Genomic DNA, 18,936 nt, shown 5'->3' with positions numbered 1-18,936 from the left:
TGCAATGGCTGTTCGGTGGAATGAAATTCGCTAAAATCAAGTCGCAGGAACCGCTCGCCTGCATCTGAACAAAGCGATTCGCATTAAGCAGCGGATCCAAAAACAAGTTTTCATGGGGGGATTTAGTGGATAAGAAGAAGCTAGTCCGCATATTTGACAAGCAGGCCAATCAGTATGACCGCCGCACCGAAAGCCTGGCCCAAGGCCGGTGGCGTCAGCAATTGCTCCGCCATGCCCGGGGGAACGTGCTGGAGCTGGCGGTGGGGGCGGGCGCGAATTTCCCTTATTATCCGCCCGGCGTGCAGATCACGGCTATCGATTTCAGCCCGGCCATGCTGGATAAAGCCAAACGCAGGGCCGAGCATTTGCACGTGAATGCCGAATTCGTGTGCGCCGATATGGAGGAGGCGGATTTTGCCGAGCATTCTTTTGATGCGGTCATCTCGACCCTCTCGTTCTGCAGTTATCGGCAGCCTTTGGAACTCCTGCGAAAAATCCGCCGCTGGTGCAAGCCGGAGGGAGAGATCCTTCTGTTGGAGCATGGCATCAGTTCCAGCCTCTTTGTTTCCGTGCTGCAAAAGACGCTGGATCCGCTTTTTTATCGGGCATACGGCTGCCACCAGACGCGGAATATCCGGCAGTTGGCCGAGCAGGCCGGACTTGACGTGATCGCGGCGGAGGGCTACTGGATGGATATGGTCCAATTGCTTCGGGCGAAGCCCGGACTTCAGCCGTGAAGCGGCAGATTGTGAGGAAGGTGAAAAAAATGAGCTCCTATTGGGATCGGCGATTTGCTGCGGAAGGCATGATTTGGGGGGAGCTGCCGAGCAGGACGGTATACCATGCAAGTGATGTTTTTCAGCAAAACAACATCAATACCGTGCTTGTCCCCGGCTCGGGTTACGGTCGGAATACCAAAGCGCTATCGTCCCGCTTCCAAGTCGATGGCATAGAAATAACGCCAAACGCGATACGATTAGCCAGGGAGTGGGATACAAACTCTCATTTCATTGAGGGTTCGGTGCTGGATCCCCTGTCGTATCCCAAGGTATATGACGCGGTTTATTGTTTTGATGTGTTACACCTTTTTTTGGAGAAAGAGAGAAAACAGCTCATCCACCATTGTTATCAACATCTAAGAGCCGCAGGGTTAATGTATTTTACGTGCTTTTCGGACGAAGATCCCCATTGCGGAATAGGCCGGGTAATTGAAGAAAATACATATGAATATCTTGATGGGAAGTATGCTCATTTTTTCACGGCTCAGGATTTAGCGGATCATTTCGCGGGCATGGAAATCTATGAAACCGGCTCAGTTGTTGAAACCTTAACTTATGGCGACCAGCGAACGAAGAAGTATAGATTGCGATATATCATTGTAAAAAAAGACGGAAACCATTGATTTGGAGGCGGCGTGACGATGACGAACCGTTTCTTGGATATGACGTACTTGTTGGAAGGAAACGAACGTCAACGCAAAGCTTACGAGGCGATGGCGGAGCTTGGGATCGCCGACAAGCTGGCTCCGTATCATCCGGTATTGGCCGGGACGATTCCGCTGGGCATCGATTTGCCCGAAAGCGACCTGGACATTATCTGCGAGGTTCATGACGCCAATCGATTTGCCGCGGAGCTGCAGCTCCGTTTCGGGGCTTGCCGGGATTACGCCTGTTCCAGCAAAACCGTTGGCGGCCTCCTGCGTACGGTCGCGAACTTTACGCACCGCGGTTTTGCGTTCGAGGTATTTGGCCAGCCCAAGCCGGTGACGGAGCAAAACGCCTACAGACATATGGTAATTGAGCACCGAATGCTGGAGATGGGAGGGGCCGGAACTCGCGATGCCATCCGCAAGCTAAAGGCCGAGGGGCTGAAAACGGAACCGGCCTTCGGTAGGTTTTTTCGGCTGGAAGGCGACCCTTATGAGGCGCTGCTGGCCATGTACGATTGGGAGGATGCGCGGCTACGTCAGTTTATTGAAGAAAGGATCGGAACGAAATGATCAGCAAACAGAACGCAGAGCATTATGTTTGGGGCGGAAATTGCGATGGCTGGCGGTTGGTGGATCGCGGGGAATGCAGCATCATTCATGAGAAAATGCCCCCGGGTAGCCAGGAAGTCCGGCATTTTCACGAGAAGGCGGAGCAGTTTTTCTTCGTCTTGTCCGGCTGCCTGCATATCGAACTGGACGGGACCGGGCATGAGCTTCATTCGCATGAAGGGATCGAGATCCCGCCGAATATTCCGCACCAGGCCATGAACCGATCCAACGAAGCGGTGGAGTTTCTTGTCATATCCCGCCCGAATACGCGGGGGGACCGGGTGTTGGTTTGAATGGATGCACCCGACGGTTTTTTATCCAAGGAAGGGGAGAAGGGAAATGTACGCACATCATGCCGAGTCGATCGAGAAATTAAAGGCCAAGCTGGTAGCCCGGGAGGACATATTGGCCTTGCTGGTTTCCGGTTCGATTGCCCACGGATTCGCGAAACCGTCCTCGGATGTCGACGTGATGCTCGTGGTGTCCGAAGAGGACTATGCCCGGCGAGTAAGCACGGGGGAGACGACGTATTGGGAAAACGAATCGACGAATTATGAGTCCGGTTACGTGGACGGGAAATATATCTCTTGCGGGTTTATGAAGCAGGTGGCCGAGAAAGGGAGCGAGCCGGCGCGGTTTGCGTTCGAAGGGGCCGTTCTTGTCTATTCGAAAATCGCAGGATTGGAAGAGCTGCTGGCGAGTATCGTCCGGTACCCGGCAGAACGAAAGCGGGAGAATATCGCTCGTTTCCTGGCCCAGCTTGAAGCGTGGAAATGGTATTCCGCCGAAGCTTTCAAGCATGACAACCTCTACCTGCTGCGGCATGCCGTCAATAACTTGGTTTTGTTCGGCGGAAGATTGATCCTGGCGCATAATGAAATACTCTATCCTTATCACAAATGGTTTCTTAACGTCCTGGAAAAAGCGCCCGATCGGCCCGAAGACTTCCTGGATTTGATCGAACGAATGCTGCAAGAACCCACGGCCGGGCATATCGAAGCGTATTATCAGTCGGTTCGCACGTTCGCCGATTGGGGCGAGGACGGACGAAGCTGGCCGTCGCGTTTCATGGAAGACAGTGAACTGAACTGGCTGAACGGCTTTACTCCGGTGGGTGATATTTAACGGTACAACGGCCGCTTATTTTCCTGCCGCGATCCCGGATTCAAGTAAGGGTCTGCCAGTGAGGAAATCGTTAAGAAAGGCTTTTTTTGTTCCATTAATCCACGAATAATGACAGAAATAAATGTTTTTTAGGTTCTTTTTTGCGCTCGGCTTTGCTTTACAAAGAAGGGGGGAAAGCGTAATATTCGAGTCGTAAATGATTCGAATATAACATTCTGTATCGCTTAATTTCCGAGTAAGGAAAACGGGGGAACCGAAGACTGGCGCCGATGTGAGAGTCGGCGGAACGGTCCGGGGTGAATCCTTTGCGGCAGCCAATCCTGCCGCGAGGGTAGGGCGACTCTCACCGCCCGAATCCGACAGCTAACCTCGTCAGCGTAGGGAGAGAGGATGATGGACTTGTGATGGCGAGCCACAGGGATATCCTCTGTGGTTTTCTTATGCCCTTTAATGAAAATAACGAAAGTTTTACATTAACAATATTGATGAAATTTTACAATTTACTTGTCTTACACTGAATCCTTCATGACGAAGGAACGGGGGACCCAAGCGGGCGCAAATAGCGCCTATGGGGCGAATCCTTTGCGGTGGCCTATCCTGCCGCGAGGGTAGGGTGACTCTCGCGCCCGAGCCCGTCAGCTAACCTCGTAAGTGGGTTCGAGAGAGGAAACCTTAGAGCGCGATTCCCCAAGCATAAGCTGATATGCTGGAAGCCCGCGAAGATTCCCTCTTCCCAGGCTTCTTTTTTGATGCCTATTTTCGAAAAAACAGGAGGACAGTAAGAAATGGGGATGCAGGAATACGCGCTGGTGACCGTTCCAACTCCTTTAGCCGTTGATTTTGTTCGAACATTGAAATTTCTCGGCATTCCGTTTGCACTGATGGTCAACAATGACCGGAGCCGCCGCGAAGCCAAGGCCCGTGGGATTGAGCATGTCATTCTGGTAGATACGACAAAGCGCAAAAATAAAGTCGTACCCGAGATCCCGATTGGGCCGGTGTATATTTTCGAAGAGTCTTTGACGCTGACCTGCCGGTATTTGCAATTTTGCCGTTCCTGGACGACAAAGCCGGTCTATATCATTACGCAGAAAATGAACCCCAGTGCGGTGTATCGGGCGCTGGGAGCCAACGACGTCATTTATACGAATGGGAAGGATCTATCATCTGTGTTGCAAAAACAGAGCAAAGGAGGTTCAGATGTACGATGACGGATCTTCTGATGATCGGCTTGATCGTCGTAATGACCTTGATGATGGCGGGGCTGGCGTCTTGGGCTACCAAAGTGATTTCGGAGGGTGGAGATCAGCGATGATGTGGGGACTTGGCATCTTAATTATTGCAGTGTTTGTTTACTTGGCTTATGCGCTGCTGAATCCGGAGAAGTTCTAACCTATGCCGTTCGGAGGGATAAGATGTGACAATCTATAGTTGGATCGAGATTCTGGTCACTTTGGCTCTTGTGATTCTCCTCGCCCGACCAGCCGGACACTACTTAGCGAGAGCGTTCGATTACGATAGAAGCGGTCTGGACCGATGGTTTGGACCTGTTGAGAAATTGATTTTCAGCGTGAGCGGTATTCGTCAAGAGAACCAAAGCTGGAGGAAATATGCGGGATCCGCGGTGCTGAGCAATGCGGCGATCATGCTGATTGCCTATCTGATTTTTCGGCTGCAAGGGTTCCTGCCGTTAAATCCCGGCGGAGCTGCGAATATGGAGCCGACACTGGCTTTCAACACGGTGGTCTCCTTCATGACGAACACGGACTTGCAGCACTACAGCGGGGAGAGCGGACTGTCGTATCTTTCACAGATGATCGGGATCGTATTCCTGATGTTCACCTCGACGGCGACCGGAGTTGCCGCGGCCATGGCGTTTATGCGCGGGCTGGCCGGCAAGCCCATCGGCAATTTCTTTGTGGATCTGGTCCGGGCGATTACCCGTGTCTTGCTGCCGGTATCGTTCATCACCGCCCTGATCTTCGTCGCACTGGGGGTTCCTCAGACCTTGGCGCCTGCCGCCCTGGCCCACACTTTGCAAGGAGCCGAGCAAAATATCGCCAGAGGGCCGATGGCCTCGTTCCTGTCGATCAAGATGTTCGGGAATAACGGGGGCGGATTTATGGGGGTGAACTCGGCGCATCCGTTTGAAAATCCCGGCGGTTTCAGCAACCTGCTGCAAATTATGCTGATGATGCTGATCGGAACCTCCCTGCCTTTTGCCTATGGGAAAATAGTAGGGAATGCCAAGCAAGGACGCGTCTTGTTTGTCTCGATGTTGATGATGTTTATCGTTATGCTTGGCATATTGCTCTCGGCGGAAAGCGCCGGAAACCCGGCCTTGAATACGCTTGGCGTTGATCCTAGCCAGGGAAGCATGGAAGGAAAGGAAGTCCGTTTCGGCCTGGCCCAGTCGGCCTTGTTCGCGGCGGTCACAACGGCGACAGAGACGGGGGCCGTCAATACAATGCACGATACGCTGACGCCGATCGGCGGCTTGGTTCCGTTGGCCAATATGATGTTGAACACGATTTTCGGCGGGGCGGGCGTTGGCTTAATGAACGTCCTGATGTATGCGATGATTGCGGTGTTCCTGTCGGGACTCATGGTTGGCCGGACGCCGGAATTCCTGGGTAAGAAACTGGAAGCCAGGGAGATGAAGCTGATCGCCGTAAACCTGCTGGTCACTCCGTTTCTGATCCTGGCCCCCACCGCTCTGGCTCTGCTGGCTTATCCGGATACGATCTCCAATCCCGGGTTCCACGGCTTGACGCAGGCGATTTATGAATTTACGTCGTCCGCGAATAACAATGGTTCGGGGTTTGAAGGGCTTGGCGATAATACGGCATTCTGGAACATCGCGACCGGAATCGTCATGTTTCTGGGACGTTACTTCTCGATGGTCGCCTTGCTGGCGGTGGCAGGCTCCCTGGCTGCCAAGAAGCCTGTACCTGTTACAAGCGGGACCTTCCGCACGGATACGGCGCTGTTCGGTGGCGTCTTCCTCATCATCGTCCTCATCGTCGGCGCTTTGACCTATTTCCCGGCGCTGGTGCTGGGGCCGGTGGCCGAGCAGCTCACATTAATGCCATAGGTTGAGAGAAGGAGTGGAACGGGCATGAGTAACAAGAAAACGATGTTATCCGGTACGATCGTCAAAAATGCGGTCAAAGAGTCGTTCATTAAACTGGATCCAAGGGTGATGATTCGTAACCCGATCATGTTCGTGGTTGAAATTGGATTTCTGATCACCTTTGTTCTGATTTTTGCGCCCGATGCTTTCGGCGGAGGCGTATCCCGCGGCTTCAACTTGACGGTGGCGCTGATCCTGCTCGTGACCGTGTTGTTTGCGAATTTCGCGGAAGCTCTTGCAGAGGGGCGCGGCAAGGCCCAGGCGGACTCGTTGAAAAGAACGAAGAAGGACATCATGGCCAATAAGCTGGTTGGCCAGCAAATCAAGCAGGTTCCATCATCCGACCTGCGTAAAGGGGATCTTGTCGTCGTCTCCCAAGGCGAAATGATCCCGGGGGACGGCGAGGTGGTCGAGGGACTGGCTTCCGTCGACGAATCTGCGATCACCGGTGAATCCGCACCTGTGATCAAGGAAGCCGGCGGGGACTTCAGCTCGGTGACCGGCGGCACGAAAGTGATCAGCGACCAGATCAAGGTGAAGATCTCAAGCGATCCCGGCGAATCGTTCCTTGACCGAATGATTTCCTTGGTTGAAGGGGCGAAGCGCCAGAAGACGCCCAACGAAATCGCGCTGAATACCGTCTTGATCAGCTTGACGTTGATCTTCCTGATCGTGGTTGTCACGCTGCCGCTGTTCGGGAGCTACCTGGACGTTCGGATTGAGGTCCCGGTGTTGATTGCCTTATTAGTCTGCCTGATCCCAACAACGATCGGCGGGTTGCTGTCGGCGATCGGGATTGCCGGGATGGACCGGGTAACGCTATTTAATGTCCTGGCTATGTCCGGGAAAGCCGTTGAAGCGGCGGGGGATATCAACACGATCATTTTGGATAAGACCGGAACGATCACGTTTGGCAACCGGATGGCCAGTGAATTCGTGCCGGTTGGCGGGGCAACCCTGGCAGATGTTGCCGTCTGGGCGGCGATCAGTTCCGTCAAGGATGACACGCCGGAAGGGCGTTCCGTACTGGAATTGATGAGGAAAGAGGGCCTAGGCTATGATCCCTCCCTTGCAAACGGCGGAGAGTTCATTGCTTTCCAAGCGGAAACCCGCATGAGCGGGATCGATCTGCCGGACGGCCGGAAGGTCCGCAAAGGCGCGGTGGATGCCGTTAAGAAATGGGTCATTGCGCAGGATGGGCAAATTCCGGGTGATTTGGACTCCGGCAGCGATGCGATTGCCATCGCGGGCGGTACACCGCTCGCGGTAGCGGTCGACCGGCAGATCTACGGCTTGATTTATCTGAAGGATACCGTGAAGCCCGGGATGCGGGAACGGTTCGAACAGATGCGTCAAATGGGGATCAAAACGATCATGTGCACGGGGGATAACCCGCTGACGGCGGCAACGATTGCGCGGGAAGCTGGCGTGGACGACTATATCGCCGAGAGCAAGCCGGAGGATAAAATCGCCGTCATCCGCAAGGAGCAAGGCGAAGGCAAACTCGTAGCCATGACGGGGGACGGTACTAACGATGCGCCGGCGCTGGCCCAGGCGGATGTGGGAATCGCCATGAACAGCGGAACCGTAGCGGCGAAGGAAGCAGCCAATATGGTTGACCTGGATTCCGATCCTTCGAAGATCATTGAGGTCGTGTCGATCGGCAAGCAGCTGTTGATGACCCGCGGCGCCTTAACAACGTTCAGCATTGCCAATGACGTTGCCAAGTATTTTGCGATCATCCCGGCGATGTTTATGCTGGCGATCCCTGAAATGGGAGTTCTTAATGTCATGCGGCTTGGTTCCCCTGACTCGGCGATCATATCGGCACTAATCTTCAACGCGATCATTATCCCGCTGTTGATCCCGCTCGCCATGAGAGGAATTGCATACAAGCCGATGAGTTCTTCCAGGCTGCTTGCCCGCAACCTGTTGATCTACGGTATCGGCGGCGTGGTTGCTCCGTTCGTCGGAATTAAGCTCATCGACTTGTTTGTCCATTTGTGGATTTGAAATTTCCAGGAAGGATTGATGAAACTATGCGGACGATAGGGGTGACCCTTCGAGCCGGCCTTGTGTTGATGGCGGTTATCGCCCTGTATCAATTGGCTGTATGGGGGATCGCACAAGCTGCTATGCCGGAGAAAGCCAATGGAAGCCTGATTTATAATGAGAGTCACGAAGTGGTTGGCTCGCGGTTGATAGGTCAAAGTTTCTCGGAACCGTTCTTCTTCCACGGCCGCGTGTCCAGTATCGAGTATGATGCGGGGGCTTCAGGAACGCCGAACTATGCGCCTTCCAATGCTGATTTGCTGCAGCGGACGGCCGACGCAGTAGAAGCGTGGAAGCAAGATCATCCGAATGTACCGGTTAGCAAGCTGCCGATCGATCTGATTACGAACTCCGGTTCGGGCCTTGATCCGGAGATTAGTCCCGCAGCAGCTCGAACCCAAATTCCGAGGGTCAGCCAGGCGACAGGAATTCCTGCCAAAGAGCTGGAACGAATGGTGCGCGACCATACCCGGGGGCGGGATCTGGGGATTCTCGGCGAACCGGGAGTCAACGTTTTGGAGCTCAATCTCGACGTTCAACTGAGATCCGCGAAATAAACCATAGGAGGCATTGACGTTTTGCAGAGCTTCAAGCGAAAATCGCCGGAGGATATCCTCAAATCGATTTACGAGCTGCATCGGGGACGTCTTAAGGTGTATGTCGGGGCGGTTAACGGATCGGGAAAAACGTACCACATGCTGCGAGAAGGACAAATGCTGAAGGCGGAGGGCATCGACGTCGTTGTATGCGCCGTTTCAACGCAGCAAGGGCCGGAGACAGCAGAGCAGCTCGCCGGATTAGAAAGCCTCCCCGGTATCCATTGGAAACAGGATGGCGTGGAGAAGGAAGATTTGAATCTGGAGGCACTGGTTGCGCGCAATCCTGAAGTCGTGCTTGTCGACGGTCTGGCGCACAAGAACCGTGAAGGAGCTCGGTTCCCGACGCGTCTCGACGATATTCACGATTTGCTTGGCCACGGGATCAGCGTCATTACGACGGTGAACATTTATGAGCTTCGCGGGATGACGGAGCTGGTGCAGAAGCTCGTCGGCATGGAGGTCAAGGACACGGTGCCGGAAGGGACGCTGGAGTTGGCCGATGAAGTCCGGCTCATTGACGTGTCCCCGGAGACGCTGCTCCAGCGCCTGTCGGCGGGCCAACTCCGCAATATTCCGCACAAGGCGGTGTTCAACCGCGGGAATCTTGGGGTTCTGCGGGAGTTGGCGCTTCGCTGGATGGCCGAAGGCGTCAATGAAACGCTGGAGAAATATCGGGAGGAGCAGGGATTCATCGGAGCGGCGGGCGTAGCGGAGCGAATTCTGGTATCGGCTCAATATCATTGGAACGGATCGATTTACGTGCGGCGGGGACAGCAAATTGCCAAGCGGTTAAATGGCGATCTGCTCGTTGTGGCTTTCGCAAATCCGCGGCGCAAACGGTCTCCGGAGGCAACGGCGTTCAAACGTTCGCTGACTCAACTGGCAGAGAAGGTGGGTGCGGAATTTACCGAGCTCCCCCTCCCCTCGAGAAGGATGCTGGCGCCGGCTCTGGTTCACTATGCTCTGGAGAACCGAGTGACCCGCATTGTGTTGGGCCATTCCAAGCAAACCCGGATGCAGGAATTCTGGCAAGGCTCGATTGTGGGGGATATTCTGAAGCAGACGAGGAACGTGGATATCTTCGTCGTGGCCGACCGAGCCGAGGCCGAGGGGGAGCGCATTCTCCCGGCCAAAACCCGTGTGGAGCAAGGGGGCGCAGAGCCGTATCGGCGGTTGAGCGAAGCGGAGGTCAAGCGGCAAATCGGGCGGATTCGCCGCGGCCGGTTCAAAGTCTACATCGGCGCTGCTCCCGGCGTTGGCAAGACCTATACGATGCTTCGGGAAGGCAATGATCTGCGCAAGAAAGGAATTGATGTGCGTATCGGCCTCCTTGAGACTCATGGACGTTCGGAAACCGCTGCCCAAATGGGCCAGCTGCCCTTGATCCCTCGAGCTGTCCTCGATTATCGCGGGACGCAACTGGAAGAGATGGATACGGCGGCGATCTTGGCTGCGAATCCAGAGGCCGTGCTGGTCGATGAGCTGGCCCATACGAACATGCCCGGGAGCAAATACAAGAAGCGATACGAAGACGTATTGGAAATTCTGGAAGCCGGGATTTCCGTTATTTCGACGATGAACGTGCAGCATCTGGAGAGCTTGAATGACGCGGTGGCGCAAATCACCGGCGTTCGGGTTCGCGAGACCGTACCTGATTTCATCCTTCGCCAGGCCGATGAAGTCGAACTGATCGACGTTGCTCCCAAAGCCTTGCAGGGGCGGATGCGGGAAGGGAAAATCTATGCGATGGACAAAGTAGACCAAGCGCTGGGAAATTTCTTCAAAACCGGCAACCTGATCGCCTTGCGCGAGCTGGCGCTTCGGGAGCTTGCCGATGACGTGGATGAGCGGCTGGAATCGTGGCAGCGCCGCAGCCCGCTGCGAGGGGCCGCCAATCGAAACGAGGTGATCTTCGTAGGGGTTACGTTGAGTTCAGGCGCCGAGCGCCTCATCCGACGCGGTTTCCGAATCGCCTACCGGCTGAAGGCCAGCTGGCATGTATTCTACCGGCATACCGGGAGTGAACTCACTCCGCAGGAGCTTGAGCGGCTTCAAGCGATCGAGCGCTTGACTCGTCGTCTCGGCGGTGCGTTTGAGATGCAGACGGGACCTCGTACGCGTAAGCTTGGGGAAGTGCTAGTCCGCAGGGCGAACGAGCTCGGCAGCACACAGATCATCCTGGGTCAATCGGGGAGAAGCCTGTGGCAGCGGTTATGGCGGGGAGAGGTTATCCCTTCGTTGCTTCGGCGAGCTCGGCATATGGACATTCTGGTCGTCGCCAATTACGATCCTTCAGCGATGATAAGAAAATCAGAGGTTCCTGATTCTACTGAATAGGTTATCTATCGACAAGGCGACCCTTGATCAGGTATAAATGAATCAACAAGAAAGAAGCTGTTTATTCCTGATCAGGAGGCGAACCTAGTTATGGACCCGAGATACCCGATAGGCAAGTATGCATTCGAAGGCGAGATTACCGCGGCGCAGCGGGAGCAATGGATACATGAGATCGAGACGCTGCCGGCGCGTTTGAGGCAGGCGGTGGCCGGTTTAAGTGAAGATCAGCTGAATCTTCCCTACCGTGAAGGGGGATGGACTTTGCGTCAGGTCGTACACCATTTGCCCGACAGCCATCTCAATGCATATACCCGCTTTAAGCTGGCGCTGACCGAAGAGACGCCGACCATCCGTCCGTACTTCGAAGACCGCTGGGCGACGCTGGCAGACTACGAAGGGGATATTGAAGTTTCGCTGCTGCTCCTTGAAGCGCTGCACCGCCGCTGGACCCATCTGTTGAGATCGCTCAGCGACGCGGATTATGCTCGTGAGTTCCATCACCCCGAGACGGGGAAGTCAACCAGCTTGGCGTATAATCTCGGCAGTTACGCCTGGCACGGGAATCATCATCTTGCCCATATTACCGCCTTAAGAACAAAGTTAGACCTTTAGTTCAGATCTCATTTTCACCCTAACAGCCCGAAGTCCCTCGCCGGACATCGGGCTGTTTTTTTGCGTTCCCTCCCATCTTCCGAAATGGGGTCTCCTTGAAGGTGTCTCTGATTCTACTACAGCAACCAGGCTCCAACAGCTCCGGCTACGATCCCGAGAAGCACGACGGAGGCGAATACGAACCCCAGCACTTTGCGAGGGAAGGAACGCGACACCATCAACAGGGATGGCAGGCTAATGGACGGGAGCGTAAGCAGCAGAGCGGCAGCCGGGCCGGCGCCAAGTCCCAGCGCGGTAAACGATTGAATTATCGGAATTTCCGCGGCTGTCGGGATGACGAACAAGGTGCCGACGAGGGCGAACAACAGGATCGCCAGGATTCCGCCGCCGAGTTCTACCGGGAACAGGACACCCTGGAAAGCGCCCAGGAGCAGGACGGACAACAGGTACGCCGGAACGACATTCAGGATCATCATCCCAAGGCTCTTCAGCCAACGCAGGGCAAACGAGCCTTCGTTCTTGATCTCGGCCGCAGCCTCAGCTCGTTCCATTTCCGCCGGAGCGGGAACCTGCTGACCTTTGGCCAGACGATTGGCCAAATAACTGACCCCGAACGTCAGGACGATCCCGAAGACGAGGCGGAGCAGGGTGAATTTCCAGGACAACACGAAAGTCATGAAAATCAGCGTTGCCGGGTTCAGCACCGGATTGCCGATCCAGAAGGCCAGGCTGGCCCCAACGGAGACATTGCGTTTGCGCAAGCCGGCAGCAATCGGGGCGGCGCAGCAGGTGCACATCATCCCCGGTAAGGAGACGAGGCCGCCGAGGAAGGTACTCTTGAATCGGCTGCTGCCAAGGACTTTATAAAGCCACTGAGCCGGAAGCAGGACTTGAACCAGCGAGCCGAGCACAATGCCCAGAACGGCTGCCTTCCAGACCGATTTGAAATAGGCGGCGGCATAATCTAGTGCGGAGTTCCATGAGATCGCGCCGGAAGCGTCCGCGCCGAGGATTGAGGAGCCGATCGTATGCTCGGTGATCGCTTTGAACGCTTTTCCGTAATAAGGCCACCACTTGACATAACTTAAGCCGGCGATGGCTATGATGAGAAACAGAACGGCAAACCCCACCGTTCTGCGTTTATTGAAGCCGTGTGGTTGTTGAGGCGGGTAGTTGCTGCTTGATGAAGATGTAACCATACTTCTAGATTCCCTCCACGATCATTCAGATTTGATTAAACACACGAAATATAGTATACCATACGATGGCAAGTGAACTATATCAATTCCGTCCTAGCAGCAGCCAGCGGTTGCCTTTTATACCGCAACTGGAGTACGCTTGAATCTAGATGAAGTAGGGATTCCTATCAGAATGTAGGAAAGGATTGTGATCAATAATGTCTACTGCTGAACCTGTAAAATTGACATCCTTGTCCAGCAAAGGAGGCTGCGGCTGCAAAATCGGCCCGGCCGACCTGATGCAGGTGATTCGGAGTCTCCCGCCTACGGTGCCGAATCCGGATTTGCTGGTAGGTCTGGATACCAGTGATGATGCCGGGGTATACCGGTTAAATGATGAGTTGGCACTGGTACAGACGGTTGATTTCTTTACGCCGATCGTCGACGATCCGTATTCGTTCGGACAGATCGCCGCTGCCAATGCGCTTAGCGATATTTATGCGATGGGCGGCAAGCCGCTGACGGTACTGAATATCGTGGCGTTTCCAATATCCACATTGGATAAGAGCATTCTGGCCGATATCCTGCGCGGCGCAGGAGACAAGGTCAAAGAGGCGGGGGCAACGCTGGTAGGCGGTCATTCCATCGATGACAAGGAGCCCAAATTTGGCTTGGCGGTGACCGGTTTGGTCCACCCGGACAAAGTGAGAACGAATGCCGGCGCCAAGCCGGGGGACAAGCTGATCCTGACCAAGCCGATCGGCGTTGGAATCATGACGACCTCGATTAAGAAGGATCAGTTAAGCGCGGAGGAGACGTTGCGCGTCACCGCGGTCATGGCCACGCTGAACAAGACGGCCGCTGAAATCATGGAGCCGTACGACGTACACGCTTGTACAGATGTCACCGGCTTTGGCCTGATGGGCCATGCCCTGGAGATGGCTAAGGGCAGCGGCGCCGGGATCACCCTCTCGCACGGCAGCGTCCCTGTGCTTCCGCGCGTGCGGGAATTGGCGGAGCAAGGGTTTGTCCCTGGCGGGACCAAGAACAACTATGCCCACGTAGAGGCGGACATCACGTTCCCGGATTCGCTGGACCAGATCGACCGTTATATTTTGTGCGATGCGGTAACCTCGGGGGGCTTGCTGATTTCGGTGAACCCGCACCAAAGCGAACAACTGCTGGCCGACCTGCGTCAAGCCGGCGTCGAAGCCAGTCTTATCGGCACAGTTACTGCGGAGAACGCGGGCCATATCGTGGTGGAAGCGTAGGAAGGGGTTTGCAGCATTGGATATGTTTCAGGATTTGAGTCTGGAAGACTGGGTGGAACAACGGGAGCGCAAAGCGATTACGATGATCGACGTGAGATCGCCCTCGGAGTTCGCCGAATCCACGATTCCGGGCAGCTTGAATATTCCGCTGTTTGATGATCGGGAGCGGGCGGAAATCGGGACCTTATACAAACAAGTGAGCGTAGAAGCCGCCAAACAGCGCGGGCTTGAAGTCGTTTCGGCCAAGCTGCCGGACTTCGTGCGGAAATTTGCGGAAATCTCCGGACGCAAAGCGGTGTTTTGCTGGCGCGGCGGGATGCGAAGCCGTACGACAGCTACCCTTCTTAGCCTGATGGATATTCACACCTACCGGTTGAGCGGCGGGTACCGGGCTTATCGTCAGTGGGTTGTCAGCACGCTGGAGGGAATGGAATTCGCCCCCGATTTGACGGTGATTCACGGGAATACCGGAAGCGGCAAAACGCTGCTGCTCCGCAAGCTGCAGGACAAGGGTTATCCCGTCATGGACCTGGAAGGCATGGCCGGGCACAGGGGATCGGTATTTGGCCAAATCGGACTGCAAGCCCGCAACCAGAAGATGTTCGACTCCCTGCTGCTGGAGGACTTGCTGCGTTATCGCGAGGCCCCTTACGTGCTCATGGAAGCCGAGAGCAAACGGATCGGCAAGGCGGTCGTCCCCGATTTTCTCATGGCCAAGAAAGAGCAAGGCCGTCATATCCGGATCGACCTGCCGACGGACGCGCGCGTGCAGATTATTCTGGAGGATTACGAGCCTTGGAACCATCCGGAAGCCTGCCTGCAGGCCTTTCGGAGGATCAAGTCGAAGATTCACACGCCGATTGCAGCGGAAATTGAACAATGCTTGCTTGCCGGTCGTTACGATCGGGCGGTGGAGTTATTGCTGATTTCCTATTATGATCCGCGTTACGCTCATACGGAGGGTCAATACGAGGATGCGGAATTTACAGTGATTCGTGCGGGTTCGGTTGATGAGGCGGTCGCGGAGGCGGAACGGTTATTGCCTAAACCGGTTTAAATCGGCATGCTCCTAAAACAGCTCGCAGAGAGTTCTGCGGGTTGTTTTTTTGTCAAAACCGTTTTAGGGATGGAAAATACAGACAGTCCACTTTACAATAGAGAAGAAAATAAAGGGAAAAGTGGGAAGGTGAAGCGGTTGAAGCATCGGGTTCATAAATGGGGCAAGCCGGCAGGCAGGAAGCCGGCCGCCTCAATGGCATTTATCAGTTTGATTGCGCTTTCATTGGCGCTGCCGCAAGGTGCGGCATTGGCGAAGGAGGCGGGAATCTCCTCGTTATCCACGTCGACGGTGATCATAAGTTCAACTAACTTGGGGACCGGTCCGTCGAAATCGGGGGAGACGGCGGCCGATCCGTCCAATGCGAAAATCACAAAGGAGCAGGCGATCGCCAAGGTTCGGGAGTGGTTTCCGGTCCTGGCGGAGGCGTCGGTGTCCCAGGTCGAATATGGCGTTCATAACGTGTACCCCGCTCCGCGCAAGCAAGATGTATGGACGATCCATTGGCAGGTTGAAATCGGCAACGGCAGCTATGGCTTTGACAGCCAGGTTGATGCTTTGACCGGAGATCTGATGAATACATACATCAGTTTTCCGCAGCAGGGGAACCCGTCGTATTATCCCCCGAAGTTCACGAGAGAGCAGGCCTTGGAGAAGGCGAAAGCATTTATTGCCAAGGCGGTTCCCTCTCTATCAGCCGATGAAGTGAAAGAAAATGATTCGGTTTTTTTCACGGATTCCGAAGCTCTGCTAGGTCCCGTTCAGTACAACTTTGATTTTAGTATCCTCAAGAACGGATTGCCTTCCGGATTTGAATCGATTCATCTCACCGTAACCGGTGACGGCGAAGTCACGCAATTCAGCCGGCCCGGGGAGAAGATGGACTATCCTTCCTCCGTACCAACAGTGTCGCAAGCGGATGCGGAGAAGAAATTCCGGGAGGAATTCCAGGTTGAGCTTGGGTATGTCCCGCAGTATACTAACGGCGTCATCTCGAATTGGGTCTTGGCCTGGGGGCCTGCGTCCGAGGCTTCCCAAGCCATCAATGCGCTGACGGGGCATAAGATCAACAGTGAGGGCAATGAGGTCACCGCCACGAAGGCAACGTACAGTGAAGTTCCGGCGGGAACCAAGCTGTTCCAGCCGCGTACGTCCACTGTGGAATTGACGTCCGACGAAGCGGCCAAGCTGGTGGAACAGACGGTCTCTATTCCGGAAGGACGGAAGCTGGGATATCCGAATCTTGATAAGGATTACCGGGATCCGGAGCGCAAAACGTGGCGGTTAAGATGGGAAGAGGAGCGGCAAAACACCTCGGGCTCGATCTATTTTCCGGCGCAATCGTATGCATTGGTCGATGCCTTGAGCGGACAAATTTTAGAGTTCCAAATTGAGTCCTATAATTATGGAGAGCCGAGCAAACCGCTGGCAGCGCCTGCGGGAGTCTCCAAAATAAGCTACGATCAAGCGAAGCAGCGCGCCTTGGAATGGGTGAACCAGCTGTATCCGCAAGCCAGTCGGGACTTAAAGCTGCTGGATCGCGGGGAGTCTTGGAGCCGACTGTCGAACGGGGAGCAATACCGCTTCGAGCTTAATCGTTACGTGAACGACATTCCGGTGCTTGGCGGTGGGGTATCCATTACGATCGACGCCTATGGCCGATTGTTCTTCTATTCGGTAAATCACGGGGCGATTCCACCGGAGATCCCGGACGGCAAAGCCGTGACTGTAACTGCCGAGCAAGCGCTCAAATCCTATTTGGAGAATTACAAATTGGAATTGCAGTATGCCCAATTCGGCGGGTATATGATCAACAATTCCTACGTGGAACCCAAGGTGTACCTGGTTTATTCTCCGCAGTCCAAGGATCCGTCAAGGTCTTATCAGATCCTGGATGCGGTGACGGGGAAATGGGTAACCACCTTTGAGGAATTCCGTACGGAAGCGGCGGGGACATATGAAGAGCCTAAGGATCTGAAGGGCCATTGGGCAGCGGCGGATTTAAAGACGTTGATTCAATACCGCATTCTTCAACCCGACGAACAAGGGAACCTGAACCCGGACGAATCGATCACGGCGGGCGATTGGTTAACCTATGCCGTCAAGGCGGCCAATCCTCATTATACCGGTTACGTGCAGGTTTCCTCATCCGCGGCGAAGGCGGGCGTGCCGACAGACAACAAGTATTATCAGGCGGTGAGTTACGCCGCCGAGTTGGGTTGGATCGACACGATGGATCCTTCGCAACTGGATAAGGTGCTGACGCGGGAACAATTGGCCGTTCTGCTGACATCAATCGTCAAATACGATCGGTTAGCGTCTTTCTACGGGAAAGACGTCTTAGTCAACCCATTTAGCGACGCGGAGGAAATTACCCGGCCAGGCGATGTCGCCATCGCGGTACGACTGGGTTTGCTGCAAGGGCAAAACGGTAAATTCCACCCACAGCGTCCGGTCACTAAAGCCGAAGCCGCTTCCGTACTGATGCGGTTAGTGAAGCTTCAAGGCCAAACCGATCAGCCGATCGGCTTGAATTAACGCCGCGGGGTGAAGTCAGCAGGGAGAGGCCTCATGGCCTCTCTCTTTTTCATAAGCTTGGTTGGATTGTGAAAGGGTAAAATGGCAGTTGACTCTCCCCTTTGAGGAGGCCTTACGCTCAAGAAGCGGACGTCGGGAAGCCGATGTGGAACAACGGCGTGACCGCCAAAAATAAGGAGGAGATTCGATGTTATACACCGTCAAGGAGGTATCGGACCTGTCGGGGGTCACGATCAAAACGCTGCATCATTACCACAAGATCGGCCTGTTAGAGCCCCGGGAAATCAGCGAGGCAGGCTACCGGTTGTATGGGGAACGGGAACTGGAGCGGCTGCAGGAAATCCTGTTTTACCGGGAGCTCGAACTGCCGCTGGCGCAAATTCAGTCGCTTCTGAAAGAGCAGCGGCAACGCAGCGACATTTTGGCCGAGCAGCGGGAACTGCTTCACAGCCGAAAGCGGAGGTTGGAGGCCATTCTGCAAACGTTGGAGAAGTCACTGGAGAGTGCAACTGCAGGGGAAGAAATGGAGGGGAAGTCGTTGTTTGTAGGATTTGCCGATGAAGCCGAGTGGCGCGAAGCGCTGCGGGAGCAAGAGGAGTATTTAAGCCAGACCTACGGAGTGGAGATCCCCGGATCACAGCCCATTGACGTGCCGGAATTAAACGAGCAAGCCAAGGAGGCTATGGAATTTACAAACAACCTGGCGGAGGCCTTACGTTCCGGAATATCCCACCAGGATGAGGGAATCCGGCAAATCATCCAAGACCATCTGGCTTTTATGACGAAGCACGGCCATCCCGCTGCTCCTGCGGATTTCGCGGCGCAAGCTCGATTCTTCCTAACTGACGAATTCCATCGCACGATGCTGGAAGGACAACAAACCGGGCTGGCGTATTATTTGCTGGCTGCAGCCGAAGCTTATGCCGCCGATCCGCCGAAGGCGGACCGTATGGGCAGCTAACCCAATCAGATAAAATGACAAAGACGCTCCCGCGA

Annotated in this window: 17 protein-coding genes and 2 riboswitches; of the genes, 16 read left to right on the top strand and 1 reads right to left on the bottom strand. The window is 54.8% G+C overall.

Annotated features, from left to right (window positions below; translation table 11 throughout):
- The first annotated feature begins 125 nt into the window (after window positions 1-125).
- The 12 genes from BN3795_RS03175 to BN3795_RS03120 all read left to right on the top strand — a co-directional run bounded on the left by BN3795_RS03175 (window position 126) and on the right by BN3795_RS03120 (window position 11,896).
- The gene (locus BN3795_RS03175) at window positions 126-737 is read left to right on the top strand and encodes a class I SAM-dependent methyltransferase (protein ID WP_068783309.1); all 612 of its coding nucleotides are present in this window, start codon (window positions 126-128) and stop codon (window positions 735-737) included.
- Between the two features lie 29 nt (window positions 738-766).
- Window positions 767-1,402: a class I SAM-dependent methyltransferase gene (locus BN3795_RS03170; protein WP_068783308.1), complete on the top strand. Its 636-nt coding sequence runs from the start codon at window positions 767-769 to the stop codon at window positions 1,400-1,402.
- Window positions 1,403-1,420: 18 nt separating this feature from the next.
- Window positions 1,421-1,999 (top strand): DUF4269 domain-containing protein, encoded by a 579-nt coding sequence (locus tag BN3795_RS03165; protein WP_068783307.1) that lies wholly within the window; start codon window positions 1,421-1,423, stop codon window positions 1,997-1,999.
- Entirely contained in the window at window positions 1,996-2,331 is a 336-nt protein-coding gene (locus BN3795_RS03160) for a cupin domain-containing protein (RefSeq protein WP_068783306.1), read from the top strand. The genes BN3795_RS03165 and BN3795_RS03160 overlap by 4 nt, the downstream gene beginning before the upstream one ends.
- 46 nt (window positions 2,332-2,377) lie before the next feature.
- Entirely contained in the window at window positions 2,378-3,163 is a 786-nt protein-coding gene (locus BN3795_RS03155) for a nucleotidyltransferase domain-containing protein (RefSeq protein ID WP_068783305.1), read from the top strand.
- A 211-nt stretch (window positions 3,164-3,374) separates the two neighbouring features.
- A riboswitch (cyclic di-AMP (ydaO/yuaA leader) is annotated at window positions 3,375-3,557 on the top strand.
- 108 nt (window positions 3,558-3,665) lie between these two features.
- A riboswitch (cyclic di-AMP (ydaO/yuaA leader) is annotated at window positions 3,666-3,832 on the top strand.
- 116 nt (window positions 3,833-3,948) lie between these two features.
- Window positions 3,949-4,374: a hypothetical protein gene (locus BN3795_RS03150; protein ID WP_068783304.1), complete on the top strand. Its 426-nt coding sequence runs from the start codon at window positions 3,949-3,951 to the stop codon at window positions 4,372-4,374.
- Complete coding sequence (kdpF, locus tag BN3795_RS26225; protein ID WP_198524635.1) at window positions 4,364-4,555, top strand: K(+)-transporting ATPase subunit F; 192 nt, start codon at window positions 4,364-4,366, stop codon at window positions 4,553-4,555. Before BN3795_RS03150 ends, kdpF begins: the two co-directional genes overlap by 11 nt.
- A 31-nt stretch (window positions 4,556-4,586) precedes the next feature.
- Window positions 4,587-6,257, top strand: coding sequence for a potassium-transporting ATPase subunit KdpA (gene kdpA, locus BN3795_RS03140; RefSeq protein WP_068783627.1), 1,671 nt, complete (start codon window positions 4,587-4,589; stop codon window positions 6,255-6,257).
- Window positions 6,258-6,281: 24 nt separating this feature from the next.
- Complete coding sequence (gene kdpB, locus BN3795_RS03135; RefSeq protein WP_068783302.1) at window positions 6,282-8,309, top strand: potassium-transporting ATPase subunit KdpB; 2,028 nt, start codon at window positions 6,282-6,284, stop codon at window positions 8,307-8,309.
- Window positions 8,310-8,335: 26 nt separating this feature from the next.
- Complete coding sequence (kdpC, locus tag BN3795_RS03130; protein WP_068783301.1) at window positions 8,336-8,905, top strand: potassium-transporting ATPase subunit KdpC; 570 nt, start codon at window positions 8,336-8,338, stop codon at window positions 8,903-8,905.
- 21 nt (window positions 8,906-8,926) lie between these two features.
- A complete protein-coding gene (locus BN3795_RS03125) occupies window positions 8,927-11,284 on the top strand; it encodes a histidine kinase (protein WP_068783300.1) in 2,358 nt (785 codons plus the stop codon).
- 90 nt (window positions 11,285-11,374) lie between these two features.
- The gene (locus BN3795_RS03120) at window positions 11,375-11,896 is read left to right on the top strand and encodes a YfiT family bacillithiol transferase (RefSeq protein WP_068783299.1); all 522 of its coding nucleotides are present in this window, start codon (window positions 11,375-11,377) and stop codon (window positions 11,894-11,896) included.
- A gap of 116 nt (window positions 11,897-12,012) precedes the next feature.
- Here BN3795_RS03120 and BN3795_RS03115 read toward each other — a convergent pair whose 3' ends face one another.
- On the bottom strand, window positions 12,013-13,095 hold the full coding sequence (locus BN3795_RS03115; RefSeq protein ID WP_068783298.1) for a permease: 1,083 nt from the start codon (window positions 13,093-13,095) through the stop codon (window positions 12,013-12,015).
- Window positions 13,096-13,292: 197 nt separating this feature from the next.
- On the opposite strand from BN3795_RS03115, the gene selD reads away from it, so the two are divergent.
- From selD to BN3795_RS03095, 4 genes are all read left to right on the top strand, one after another.
- Window positions 13,293-14,345: a selenide, water dikinase SelD gene (gene selD, locus BN3795_RS03110; protein ID WP_068783297.1), complete on the top strand. Its 1,053-nt coding sequence runs from the start codon at window positions 13,293-13,295 to the stop codon at window positions 14,343-14,345.
- Between the two features lie 22 nt (window positions 14,346-14,367).
- Window positions 14,368-15,402: a tRNA 2-selenouridine(34) synthase MnmH gene (mnmH, locus tag BN3795_RS03105; RefSeq protein WP_068783626.1), complete on the top strand. Its 1,035-nt coding sequence runs from the start codon at window positions 14,368-14,370 to the stop codon at window positions 15,400-15,402.
- 195 nt (window positions 15,403-15,597) lie between these two features.
- Window positions 15,598-17,940, top strand: coding sequence for a YcdB/YcdC domain-containing protein (locus tag BN3795_RS03100; RefSeq protein WP_198524634.1), 2,343 nt, complete (start codon window positions 15,598-15,600; stop codon window positions 17,938-17,940).
- Window positions 17,941-18,127: 187 nt separating this feature from the next.
- Window positions 18,128-18,901 (top strand): MerR family transcriptional regulator, encoded by a 774-nt coding sequence (locus BN3795_RS03095; protein ID WP_068783295.1) that lies wholly within the window; start codon window positions 18,128-18,130, stop codon window positions 18,899-18,901.
- The last annotated feature ends 35 nt before the right edge of the window (window positions 18,902-18,936 follow it).

This window comes from Paenibacillus phocaeensis (assembly GCF_900021165.1).
GTDB lineage: Bacteria > Bacillota > Bacilli > Paenibacillales > Paenibacillaceae > Fontibacillus > Fontibacillus phocaensis.
The sequence above is the reverse complement of the archived record's forward strand: the minus strand, read 5'-3'. Positions and strand labels throughout refer to the sequence as shown.